The sequence below is a fragment of the Pseudomonas sp. ArH3a genome, assembly GCF_022648765.1.
Classification (GTDB): Bacteria; Pseudomonadota; Gammaproteobacteria; order Pseudomonadales; family Pseudomonadaceae; genus Aquipseudomonas.
Window position 1 is genome coordinate 6204376 of record NZ_CP080330.1, and the last position, 12852, is coordinate 6217227.

8 protein-coding genes are annotated in these 12852 nt (G+C 58.0%); 6 read left to right on the forward strand and 2 right to left on the reverse strand.

Annotation, left to right across the window (positions count from 1 at the left end; translation table 11 throughout):
- Positions 1 to 39: 39 nt before the first annotated feature.
- Positions 40 to 3453, reverse strand: coding sequence for a hypothetical protein (locus K0P33_RS28565; protein ID WP_242152890.1), 3414 nt, complete (start codon positions 3451 to 3453; stop codon positions 40 to 42).
- Between the two features lie 247 nt (positions 3454 to 3700).
- Positions 3701 to 5608, reverse strand: coding sequence for a sigma-54-dependent Fis family transcriptional regulator (locus K0P33_RS28570; RefSeq protein WP_242152892.1), 1908 nt, complete (start codon positions 5606 to 5608; stop codon positions 3701 to 3703).
- 278 nt (positions 5609 to 5886) lie between these two features.
- Between K0P33_RS28570 and K0P33_RS28575 the strand changes: the two genes are divergently transcribed.
- The 6 genes from K0P33_RS28575 to K0P33_RS28600 all read left to right on the forward strand — a co-directional run bounded on the left by K0P33_RS28575 (position 5887) and on the right by K0P33_RS28600 (position 12852).
- On the forward strand, positions 5887 to 7407 hold the full coding sequence (locus K0P33_RS28575; protein WP_094953344.1) for an aldehyde dehydrogenase family protein: 1521 nt from the start codon (positions 5887 to 5889) through the stop codon (positions 7405 to 7407).
- Between the two features lie 217 nt (positions 7408 to 7624).
- A complete protein-coding gene (gene eat, locus K0P33_RS28580; protein ID WP_083356587.1) occupies positions 7625 to 9058 on the forward strand; it encodes an ethanolamine permease in 1434 nt (477 codons plus the stop codon).
- Between the two features lie 64 nt (positions 9059 to 9122).
- Positions 9123 to 10517, forward strand: a complete 1395-nt coding sequence (locus tag K0P33_RS28585; RefSeq protein WP_083356586.1) for an ethanolamine ammonia-lyase subunit EutB — start codon at positions 9123 to 9125, stop codon at positions 10515 to 10517.
- Positions 10514 to 11344: an ethanolamine ammonia-lyase subunit EutC gene (eutC, locus tag K0P33_RS28590; RefSeq protein ID WP_242152895.1), complete on the forward strand. Its 831-nt coding sequence runs from the start codon at positions 10514 to 10516 to the stop codon at positions 11342 to 11344. Before K0P33_RS28585 ends, eutC begins: the two co-directional genes overlap by 4 nt.
- Positions 11345 to 11441: 97 nt before the next feature.
- Positions 11442 to 11900 carry a GNAT family N-acetyltransferase gene (locus K0P33_RS28595; protein ID WP_094953341.1) on the forward strand — a complete coding sequence of 153 codons (459 nt, stop codon included), beginning with the start codon at positions 11442 to 11444 and terminating at the stop codon, positions 11898 to 11900.
- 295 nt (positions 11901 to 12195) lie between these two features.
- Positions 12196 to 12852, forward strand: coding sequence for a DedA family protein (locus tag K0P33_RS28600; RefSeq protein ID WP_242152898.1), 657 nt, complete (start codon positions 12196 to 12198; stop codon positions 12850 to 12852).

Here is a 12852-nt window from a genome sequence, read left to right on the forward strand (position 1 = left end):
CAACTGCCAACTTACTTAATTATTGATGTTTTAGAGCACTCACCCACCCACCGCATCAACAAGACTGTCCTGCACCAACTGCAAGCCATACGGAGTTTTGGTTATGAGGTTATAACCATACCAACCACCGTTGAGAAAAATCGCTGTAATAGGCTTAACATCACCGGAATGGCCCGTTACTTTGTGATAAAAGTTCCTGACGACATCATTATGTTTGTACACGGTTCGCGCATCAAAATCTCTGACGGTTCGAGAGAACACCCCGGGTAACGTGGAGGCCAGATTATTTAATTCTCGCCCTGCGGCTTTTATTCCAGTTCGTGCATTTTTTGGCGCGGATAACAAATCATCAAATGAGAACGATGAGGCCACGCCTTTTACTGCCCCAGAGGCGAGTGCCTTAAGTAATCCCCGGCCGGCTTTGAGGGCTTTTCGCGCCTGACCAGCACCGGGAATAAGAAAGCCGAAGATATCGAAGCCCAGATCCAAGACAGCGCCGGAGACATTTCCTTTAATGACCGCCTTAATCCCATCATGGAAGGGAGCCAAACTAAGAAAAAATTCGTCCAGCTTTCGATTAGTTTTTCTTTCCTGCTCTCTATCGGTTACGCCCTTTGCCGCTCTCTTCTCGTGCTCAAAACCGGGTAAAAAATGATGACTGACGGTTGAGCCTAAGTCACGGTACCTTCTGGAAAAATAACCACCCTTTAGCCCCTCTGCTCGGTGAGATGGCACTTGCGATCCAGAACGGTCTGTATTGGGTGACGCCAACCGCTCAACCAGAACCCTTGACCTGGCATGCTCCTTTGGCGGGGCGCCATGATAAGGATTATCGTCAATGCGAAGCACCTCGCCTCGGTCATTGCGCAAAGGCCCCGCCCAGGGTTTCTGCGGCGTGCTTACAAGCGCTTTCGACAGCCGCGGCTCTTTGACTATCTTTGCCAAGAGTGGGAAATAGCTGTAATAGTCAAACACCCCATTACCGCGATCCGCTTGTATCAGTACACCATGACGCCCCGTCAACGCCGCAGCCTCTTGGGGGCTCGGCTCGCTATTAGGCACGAAGCGCTCATGATTATCCGTCTTGACATAATTTTCGCCATCGTACGTTTTACGCACGGCATAGAAGCTGATATCCGAATTATTCAGAATCTCCCGATCGGCGACAGGCAGCAAGGAAGTGTGATACCTGAACAGCGTATTCCAAGCAACTTGTTTTCGCGCTTTATATTTGGCAAACGCTGTGTCAAATGCCCTGTTGATATCCGGGTTCAGCTCATGAAACTGCTTACGTATCTCACTGTACGGCACCGCCTGTTCGTCATTCGATACCCACACGTTTGTAAATAGCTCGCCCGACATATAAATATCCGCCAGCGAGTAAGCGACGTTAAACGGCCAAAGTTCTTGACTGTCCTGAATGACCTTCTTCTCAAAATCTATACGCTTACCATACTGCTTCTCAAAAACCTTCTTAAACGCCGACAGCGCAAGTTCTTTTCGGATAGGCGCCGATCCCGCCAAGACTTCAGACGCCCACCCCAACTCTTGTTGCTGCTTCTGCAGTGCCTTCAGCGCCAGTTGATAGTCTGTCGCTGAATAAACGTTATCCGCCCTCGCGCTGATAAAATCATTCGCAACAGCCCAATCAGTCATCGGGGCACTCCGCACCTCTATGAGCTGATCAAACCCCTGCGCTGAAACCGGTTTTGTTTGCCCAAAAAGCATGACCTGGCTGTACGTCATATTGGCCAGGGCACCCGGCACTTGTTTTTCAATGCGCAAGGCCTCAACAGAATAGTTGAGCCATAGATGCGAGCCATAAACGATATTAGGCGGCAGCTGATTTGCCAAGAACTCAGGTGCTGAGACGGATAACAATATACGCGCCGCAAGAGGCGCCCTCTCAACGCCGACCGTCCCCTCAAGATGACGAGCGAAGCGCTTCGTAATCTCAGAAGGGGTAGCACCGATACTGTCTCGACCATACACATTGTAACCCGCCAGATTATGGCGTGATCTACCGGCAGCCGGATCCAGATCCAGTGCAAGCGCTGCACTTAGATACTCAATGGCGCTGGTGGGCGTTTCAATCCCGCCAAGTTCCTCTTGTATTTTTTTGCCCAACGCCATCGCGTCTGGTAACCGGATGAGTGCATCCAACGCCGCAGCCGGACTATCTTTTATCGCCTGCCTTGTGCTGTCGGGAAGTTTGCGCACCAACCGCCCCATCAAACTGTCCGCACCTTGCCCAGCTTGAGAGGTTGGTGGCACGGGTGTTGATTGAGCTTTCCACTGCGCCACTATTTGCCGAATCTGCGTCTGCGAATCAGCGCCCAACACTGCAGCGCCCGATGACCTGACCAATACCGGCGCATAACCTTTGTCCACAGTGGGCGCTCTGTGCTCAAGATCAAAAGACAGCGTTTTTGCCAAGTTACGTGCGGCCTCTTCGTTCTTTGGCTCATGATAGCCATACGCATCCAGCAGGTCGGCCACACTCACCTCGCCGAGCGGCTCTTCACTCTCATTGAAATACGTTGAGTCGGGGTGGATTGGGACGTTGACCCGGCTTAAATTGATCTTGCCAGCGACATCGTTAATCTGTCGCTCCAGCGCCGTAATGAGTGCGTGAGTGTTAGCCTCATCACCTAACGCTATTTTTTGCTCTTGCAATGCGTCTGGAGATCGTTGCGAGGCATAAGTCATATGCTCGAAAGCGAAGCTCGCGTGCTCTTCCAACTTTTTAAGTTGCGCAGTGGCCTCCAGTACTGTGTGCAGGACCGGCTGATTGTAAAACCGGCTCACTTCGAACATCGGCACCTTGCCCTCAGGCCAGGGGTAATTAAGCGTTTGGTCGCGCCCAGGGGCAATAACCTTGGCGATAGACAACAGTGTATTGGAGACATCGGACCATCCCGAGGTGTCCATTAAAGAAAAGGTCTGTTTCTTATCGCCGACAGTGCCTGTTAGCTCCCCGGTTGAAGGGTTTAACGCCAGGCCAGTTGTATCAAGCCCCTGTTCCTTTGCCCACTCTAAGAAACCGGGGCTTTTGAATGCATGATCCAGTTGCGTGCGCCAACGCCCCAGTGTGGACTCTGGAGCGACTGGAACGTCAGGTGGGTACACTTGGAAGACGTAGTGCGCCGCTGCATGTGCATAGGCTTTCGCCACACCAGCGTCTGCAACTGCACGGGAGCTTAGAGTGTCAGGCTGATCGGCACTGCGCTTCTTGCGACCGCCATCGCCATCCTTGTAACGAAAACCTGAACGTACTGACGCTTTACTGATGCCCACTTCTTGCCCGACCAACGTAGGTTTTCCACTCATTTGGCCGGAAGGATTTTCGCTCAACGATGGTTTTTTCTTCTCTGCACTTACCGCTGCGGCTTTAGCGTATTCAGCTCTATAAAAATTATCCCCAAACCCAACAGCACTTTTTATAAAAGTCATTTGGCCATCTCACTGTAAAACGGTCACTTACCGTTCGTACACTGAGTGGTTGCATTGCCTACAAATTACACGGCGCACGCGCACAAACATGTACCAAAGAATCTCAGCCAGCAGCATCCTTTCATCTGTAGGCCGCTGACCTCAAGCCTCTCCTACAACCGTAACAAAGTGCTGCCGAGTTGCTGAAAGTGTCGCCACTTTCTTTAATACTTAAACATCCAATGGAAAAAGACCGACAGACTGTAAGTTAAGTTACAGTCCTTCGAGCGATTCCATACTTCCGCAACTTTCTGTAAAGTGTGTTTCGGCTCACGCCCAAATAGACCGCCGTGTTAGTCATGTGCCAACATTGGCGCTCCAGTGCATTAAGCAGCGTTAGACGCTCTGCATCACCCAAGGCAAACGTCGTACTCGCTTCAATCACCCGCTCAGGTTGTGCCTGCCGGATGATCATCGGCAGATCCGCGACGCAGACCTTCCCGCCCTCACAGAGGGCAGCCAGTGTGCGCAGTACGGTGCGTAACTGCCGCACGTTGCCCGGCCAGGCGAACGTCAACAATGCCTGCCGAGCAGCACCATCGAGTACCACCGGTTGCTCACCTGCTTCCTGTATCAGCAGGAAATCCAGTAATTGCTCCTTGTCACTGCGCTCACGCAAGGGCGGCAGAGCGACTTCCAGGCCGTTGAGCCGGTAATACAAGTCTTCGCGAAAATCACCGTGCTGCACGCGCTCCTGCAGGTTGCGATGGGTGGCGCTGATAATTCTGACGTTCACAGCCTGGGGCTCACCACCGATGGGCACCACCATTCGATCTTCCAGCACTCTTAATAGACGGGTCTGCAGGGCAAGGGGCATATCGCCGATTTCATCGAGGAACAGCGTGCCGCCATCCGCCTGTTGCAGCTTGCCTTGCATGCCTTCCTTACGGGCCCCCGTGAAGCTGCCGCCGCGATAGCCGAACAATTCACTTTCGATCAGGCTTTCCGGAATGGCGCCGCAGTTGAGGGCGATAAACGCCTTGTCGGCACGCTGACTGGCCTGGTGCACGGCCTTGGCAAACGCTTCTTTACCGCTGCCGGTTTCGCCGTTGATCAGCAGCGGCACGTCGCGTTCGAAAACCTTAACAGCCTTGCGAAAATCATTCTGCAACGCCGGGTCGCCCAGGCAGATCCCCGGCAGGCGTGGAGCCTCAGGCTTCGCCATCTGCGCCGCAGTGCTTCGCGCTTGGCCACGTAACGCGGCGAATAAATGCCGGCCATCGCGCGTACGCAGCGGCCAACTGGCCGTGGCGTTAACCCTGGCGCGACCGAGCAACTGGTCCAGCGAACACTCGAAAAACGCCTCCACCGGCTGCCCCAGCAGGCCGCCGCGAAGCTGCCCCAGCAGGTTCAGCGCGCTCTGGTTAACCGCACAGATCCGCCCTTCGCCATCGAACGCCAGCAGCCCCTCGCTGAATAACCCAACGGATTCGGCCTGCAGGTGAAAACGCAGCAGCCACTGGTTTTCAAAATGACGCAGGAAGTAACAACTCTCGATCATCTTTGCCGACAGGTTCACCAGCGCCATGGTGTGGAACTGGCTTTGACGCGACACGGCTTCGCGCGCCGACGACACGTCCAGCACCGCCAGCAATTCGCCTTGGGGGTCGAACACCGGGCTCGCCGAACAGGTCAGGCCGGTGTGGCGCCCGCGAAAATGCTCATCGCGGTGAATGGTCAGGGACTGGCGCTCCACCAAGCAGGTGCCGATGCCGTTGGTGCCTTCGCACGCTTCACTCCAGTCGGCGCCCAGCCACAGCCCGGCGCGCTCGAAAATCTTGCGCTCGGAAGGCGCGGTGACGCAGTTGAGGATCACCCCGCGCGCATCGGTGAGCAGTACCGCATGGCCGGCGCCGGAGAGCTGTTGGTGCAGGCTGTTCATCTCGCTGCCGGCGATGTGCAGCACCTGTTGCAGGCGTTCGCGACTTTCCAGCAGGCGCCCGTGTTCGAGCACGGTGGGGGCGATGCTCAATGCGGGGTCGAGGTGGTAGTCCTCCAGGCAACGCAGCCAGGAACGGGCGATGGACGGGTCGCTGCCGGGGCCTTGGGCAATCTCTTGCCCGCGTGTGACGGTGAGGACTTGCTGGGCGTGGCGGCTGAACTGATCGTTGTGCATGTTCTTATTATTCTCCCTGCGTACTGCTTGAGAACAGCCAGCATCCCCCAGCCATCCGGCCATTGCAATCCCGGGCAGACCCACCGGTCACAGGCTGTACCGTTTGTGGCACAAACTGTCACCCCAGCTGTACCACACCTGCCACAGCAACGCCTTGCAACAAAGCCCAACCCCTTGATTTACCTGGCCTGCAAAGCAGTGGCCCGACCTTTGCTCTAGGCTTTATCAAGCGCAACACCGCTGTACTCCAATAAACATAAAAGCAGGAGATGCCCCCCATGCGTTACGCACACCCCGGTACTGACGGCGCGATCGTTTCGTTCAAGGCCAAATACGGCAACTTCATCGGCGGCGAATTCGTCGCGCCGGTAGATGGCAACTATTTCACCAACACCTCGCCAGTCAACGGCAAGCCCATCGCCGAATTCCCGCGCTCCACGGCCAAAGACATCGACAAAGCCCTCGACGCCGCCCATGCCGCCGCAGATGCCTGGGGCAAGACCTCGGCCCAGGACCGCTCACTGGTGCTGCTGAAAATCGCCGACCGCATCGAACAGAACCTCGAACTGCTGGCCGTCACCGAAACGTGGGACAACGGCAAGGCCGTGCGTGAAACCCTCAACGCCGACATCCCACTGGCGGCCGACCACTTCCGCTACTTCGCCGGTTGCATTCGCGCCCAGGAAGGCACCAGCGCCGAAATCAACGAACACACCGCGTCGTATCACTTCCATGAGCCGCTGGGCGTGGTCGGCCAGATCATCCCGTGGAACTTCCCGCTGCTGATGGCCGCCTGGAAACTCGCGCCGGCCCTGGCCGCCGGTAACTGCGTGGTGCTCAAACCCGCCGAGCAAACTCCGCTGGGCATCAGCGTGCTGATGGAACTGATCGGCGACCTGCTGCCACCGGGCGTGCTGAACGTGGTGCACGGTTTCGGCAAAGAAGCCGGCGAAGCCCTGGCCACCAGCAAGCGCATCGCCAAGATCGCCTTTACCGGTTCCACTCCGGTGGGCTCGCACATCATGCACGCGGCGGCCGAGAACATTATTCCGTCCACGGTTGAGCTGGGCGGCAAGTCGCCGAACATCTTCTTCGCCGACATCATGAAAGCCGAACCGTCGTTTATCGAGAAAGCCGCCGAAGGCCTGGTGCTGGCGTTCTTCAACCAAGGCGAGGTGTGCACCTGCCCATCGCGTGCGCTGGTGGAAGAGTCGATCTACGACGACTTCATGAAAGTGGTGATGAAAAAGGTCGAGCAGATCAAACGCGGCGACCCGCTGGACACCGACACCATGGTCGGCGCCCAAGCCTCCGAGCAACAGTTCGACAAGATCCTGTCCTACCTGGAAATCGCCAAGGGCGAAGGCGCGCAACTGCTGACCGGCGGCAAAGTCGAGAAGCTCACCGGCGACATGGCCGGCGGTTATTACATCCAGCCGACCCTGCTCAAGGGCACCAACGAAATGCGCGTGTTCCAGGAAGAAATCTTCGGCCCGGTCGTGAGCATCACCACCTTCAAGGACGAAGCCGAAGCCCTGGCAATTGCCAACGACACCGAGTTCGGCCTGGGCGCCGGTGTGTGGACCCGCGACATCAACCGCGCCTACCGCATGGGCCGCGCGATCAAGGCGGGCCGTGTGTGGACCAACTGCTACCACCTGTACCCGGCGCATGCCGCGTTTGGCGGTTACAAGAAGTCGGGTGTGGGCCGTGAGACGCACAAGATGATGTTGGATCACTACCAGCAGACCAAGAACTTGCTGGTGAGCTACGACATTAATCCGTTGGGCTTTTTCTAACTTAACCCTGTAACGGGCGACCCGCTCTCAACTTGAAATGCAATCAAGTATGGGAGCAGGCTTGCCTGCGATAAGCATCACCTCGGTCAGCCAGATACACCGAGTTGCCCGCATCGCAGGCAAGCCAGCTCCCCCATTAGATCGTCGCACGTTCTTGCAACGCGCATTCGGCACACAGAGGCCGAGCTAAAACAATAAGAATGGAAGGTACTTCCCCATGCCTAGCGAACCCACCGGCTCTTCCGTCGACTTCGAAAAAGTCGGCACCGACTACTTCCAACAACGCGAACTGAAAAAAGGCGCCGCCGGCTGGGTGCTTTTGGTTGGCCTTGGCGTTGCCTATGTGATCTCCGGCGACTACGCCGGCTGGAACTTCGGCCTGGCCCAGGGTGGCTGGGGCGGCATGTTCCTCGCCACCTTACTCATGGCCACCATGTACCTGTGCATGTGTTTCTCCCTGGCCGAACTGTCCTCGATGATCCCCACCGCTGGCGGCGGCTACGGCTTTGCCCGCAGCGCCTTTGGCCCTTGGGGTGGGTTCCTCACGGGCACCGCCATCCTGATCGAATACGCCATCGCCCCTGCCGCCATCGCGGTGTTTATCGGCGCCTACTGCGAGTCGCTGTTCGGCATTGGCGGCTGGATGATTTACCTGGCGTTCTACATCATCTTTATCGGCATCCACATCTTTGGTGTGGGCGAAGCCTTGAAACTGATGTTTGTGATCACCGCTGTCGCGGCGATTGCATTGGGTGTGTTCCTGGTATCGATGGTGCCGCACTTCAACGTCGCCAACCTGCTGGATGTCCCGGTGACCGAGGCCAAAGGCGCCAGCACCTTCCTGCCGTTCGGCTACGTCGGCGTGTGGGCGGCGATTCCTTATGCCATCTGGTTTTTCCTCGCCGTCGAAGGCGTGCCGTTGGCCGCCGAAGAAACCAAGAACCCCAAACGTGACCTGCCTCGAGGCCTGATCGGCGCCATTGTGGTGCTGACCAGTTTTGCCCTGCTGATTCTGGTGATCGCACCGGGCGGCGCCGGCACTTATGCGCTGATCAAGTCGGGCAACCCGCTGGTTGAAGCATTGGCATTGTCCTACGGCGGTTCGACCTGGATGGGCAGCTTCGTCAACCTCGTTGGCCTGGCGGGGCTGATCGCGAGCTTTTTCTCGATTATCTATGCCTATTCGCGGCAGATCTTCGCCTTATCCCGCGCCGGCTACCTGCCACGCAAACTGTCGCAGACCAACAAAAGCAAGGCGCCGGTGCTGGCACTGGTGATCCCCGGCATTATCGGGTTTGGCCTGTCGCTGACCGGCCAGGGCGACTTGCTGATCTTGGTGGCGGTGTTTGGCGCGACCATTTCCTACGTGCTAATGATGGCCGCGCACATCACCCTGCGCATCCGCCGCCCCAAAATGGACCGCCCATACCGCACGCCGGGCGGCATTTTCACCTCCGGCGTCGCCCTGGTACTGGCCTGCGTGGCCGTGGTGGCGGGGTTTCTGGTGGATCCACGGGTAGTGATTGGCGCCGCGATCATCTATGGAGTATTAATTGCTTACTTTGCTTTCTACAGCCGGCATCACTTGGTAGCAGGCACGCCCGAAGAAGAATTCGCGGCGATCCAGGCCGCAGAGGCCGCCTTGCACTAACTGCCGTAAACCTCGACGCGGGCGCTTTACTCACAGCCTGCCCGCGTCGCCAAGGAGACACTGTATGGCAAGCTTTTCCCACGCGGTGGGTGCACAAACCTACCGCTTCGACAGCCTCAAGGACGTGATGGCCAAGGCCAGCCCGGCGCGTTCCGGGGACTTCCTGGCCGGCGTGGCCGCGCAGAACGACGGCGAACGGGTTGCAGCGCAGATGGCGTTGGCGAACATCCCGTTGAAACACTTCCTCGAAGAAGTGCTGATCCCCTACGAAAGCGACGAAGTCACACGGCTGATCATCGACACCCACGATAAACAGGCGTTTAGCGTGGTCAGCCACCTCACCGTTGGCGGCCTGCGCGACTGGCTGCTCAGCGACGCGGCCGACGAACATTCCCTGCGCGCCCTGGCGCCCGGGCTGACACCGGAAATGGCCGCCGCCGTCTCCAAAATCATGCGCGTGCAGGACTTGGTCTTGGTCGCGCAAAAGATCCGCGTGGTCACCCAGTTTCGCGGCACCCTGGGCCTGCGCGGGCGCCTGTCGACCCGCCTGCAACCCAACCACCCTACAGACGAACCGGCGGGCATCGCCGCGAGCATCCTCGACGGGCTGCTCTACGGCAACGGCGACGCCATGATCGGCATCAACCCGGCCACCGACAGTATCGCTTCGATCTGCGCCATGCTGGAGATGCTCGACGCAATCATCCAGCGCTACGAAATCCCCACCCAAGCCTGCGTGCTGACCCACGTCACCACCTCCATCGAGGCCATCAACCGTGGCGTGCCGCTGGACTTGGTGTTTCAGTCGATTGCCGGCACTGAGGCGGCCAACGCCAGTTTCGGCATCAGCCTGAGCGTGCTGCAGGAAGGTTATGACGCGGGCTTGAGCCTGAACCGCGGCACCTTGGGCCAGAACCTGATGTACTTCGAAACCGGCCAGGGCAGCGCCTTGTCGGCCAACGCGCACTTTGGCGTCGACCAGCAAACCTGCGAAACCCGCGCCTACGCCGTAGCGCGGCATTTCAAGCCGTTTTTGGTCAATACCGTCGTAGGCTTTATCGGCCCCGAGTACCTGTACAACGGCAAGCAGATTATCCGCGCCGGCCTCGAAGACCACTTCTGCGGCAAGCTGCTCGGCGTGCCGATGGGGTGCGACATCTGCTACACCAACCACGCCGAAGCCGACCAGGACGACATGGACACCCTGCTGACCCTGCTGGGCGTGGCCGGGATCAACTTCATCATGGGCATCCCCGGCTCCGACGACATCATGCTCAACTACCAGACCACCTCGTTCCACGACGCGTTATACGCCCGGCAAACATTGGGTTTAAAACCGGCGCCGGAGTTTGAACAGTGGCTGGCGAAAATGGGCATCTTCACGCAAGCCGACGGCAAGGTGCACTTCGGCAACAGCCTGCCACCGGCGTTTCGCCACGCCTTGAAGCAATTGGGATGAAGGAGCCGCCTGTGCAAGTAGAACTGCCTGATAACCCGTGGTTGGAACTGCGCCGCTTGACTCCGGCGCGTATTGCCCTGGGCCGCACCGGCACCAGCATCCCCACCAGCGCGCAGCTGGACTTTCAATTCGCCCACGCCCAGGCGCGCGACGCCGTGCACCTGCCCTTCGACCACGCAGCCCTCAGTAGCCAGATGGCCGAGCGCGGCCGTGACAGCTTGTTGTTGCACAGCGCCGCCGTGGACCGGCACATGTATTTGCAACGCCCAGACCTGGGGCGGCGCTTGAGTGATGAGTCGGCGCAAAGCCTGCGCGACTATGCTGTCGCCAACCCTGGCGGTGTGGACCTGGCCGTGGTGGTGGCCGATGGGCTGTCGGCGCTGGCCGTGCATAAACACACGTTGCCGTTTCTTACACGCATGGAGGAACAGACTCACGCCGAAGGGTGGTCGTTGTCGCCCGTAATTCTGGTGGAACAGGGCCGTGTGGCGGTGGCGGATGAAGTCGGCCAGTTGCTGGGCGCCAAGATGGTGGTGATTTTGATCGGCGAACGGCCGGGGCTCAGCTCGCCGGACAGCCTGGGGCTGTATTTCACCTACAACCCCAAGGTCGGCCTTACCGATGCCTACCGCAACTGCATTTCTAATGTGCGCCTGGAAGGCCTGAGCTACGGCATGGCCGCGCATCGCCTGCTTTACTTGATGAAAGAGGCGTGTCGTCGCCAGCTGTCGGGGGTCAATCTCAAGGACGAGGCGCAGGTGCAGACCATCGAATCGGATGATCCTGACCTGATGAAAGGCAATTTCCTGCTCAGCCCGCCGGAATAACCTATTAGCCGCACGATTGCGCTTTTTCGCGCCATTAGGCAGCATCCGGACACGGCCGCTTGTGTGGTCATCACCCATTTGGAAGTTGAGGCCTGGCATGCGGATTACTCAAGCGACCCTGGAACACCTGGACCTGTTAACCCCGCTGTTCGTCAAATACCGCGAGTTTTACGGAGCGCTGCCGTTTCCGGACTCGTCGCGAGCCTTCCTGGAAAAGCGCCTGCGCCGCAAGGAGTCGGTGATCTACCTGGCCCTGGCCGATGATGACGACAAGCGACTGCTGGGGTTTTGCCAGCTGTACCCTAGCTATTCGTCGCTGTCGCTTAAACGCGTGTGGATCCTCAATGACATCTACGTGGCCGAAGACGCCCGCCGACAACTGGTGGCCGACAACCTGATGCGCACGGCGAAGAAAATGGCCAAAGAGACCCACGCGGTGCGCCTGCGAGTGTCGACCAGCAGTGACAACGACGTGGCGCAGAAGACCTATGAGTCGATTGGGTTTCGTGAAGACACGGAGTTCAAGAACTACGTGTTGCCGATCAGTGAGGACTGATAAGGCCAAATCGCTTTTGCTTACTAGTGTGGCAAGTGAGCTTCCCGTGGCCAGCAGGCCTCCTGTGGCGAGCTGGCTTGCCACAATAAGCCAGCTCCCACACTTAGATCAGCAATGACCAGAAGATCGAAATATCACGACACGCCCCGCTACAAAACCCACACGCTTTTCACCTTTCAGTACGTATAATGCGCACCTTTCAGGGTTGTAAGAAATACGGCATACCTATGTAGCCTTACTTACCCGAGCTTCCGCACAGGCCTGCTGAGTCGGGCCATTCACACAGGTGCCACCCATGGATTTCAACCCGCTCGACCTTATCCTGCATCTCGACGTCTACCTCGACCTGCTGGTAACCAATTACGGTCCGTGGATCTACGCCATTCTGTTTCTAGTGATTTTTTGCGAAACCGGCCTGGTGGTCATGCCTTTCCTGCCGGGTGATTCGTTGCTGTTTATCGCCGGCGCCGTGGCTGCTGGCGGCGGCATGGACCCGGTGTTACTGGGCGGCCTGCTGATGCTGGCGGCGATCCTCGGCGACAGCACCAACTACGTGATCGGGCGAACAGCCGGAGAACGCTTGTTCAGCAACCCGAACTCGAAAATCTTCCGCCGCGACTACCTGCAAAAAACCCACGACTTCTACGACAAACACGGCGGCAAAACCGTGACACTGGCGCGCTTCCTGCCAATCCTGCGTACCTTCGCACCGTTCGTCGCCGGCATCGCCAAAATGCCGTATCCGCGTTTCTTCGGTTTCAGTGTGTTCGGCACCATTATCTGGGTCGGCGGCCTGGTGACCTTGGGCTACTTCTTCGGCAACGTGCCGTTTATCAAGAAAAACCTGTCGCTGCTGGTGGTGTTTATCATCCTGCTGTCGCTGGTGCCGATGATCATCGGCGTGGTCCGCAGCCGTTTTGGCAACAACTCCTCCGAAGCCAAACCGCAGTAA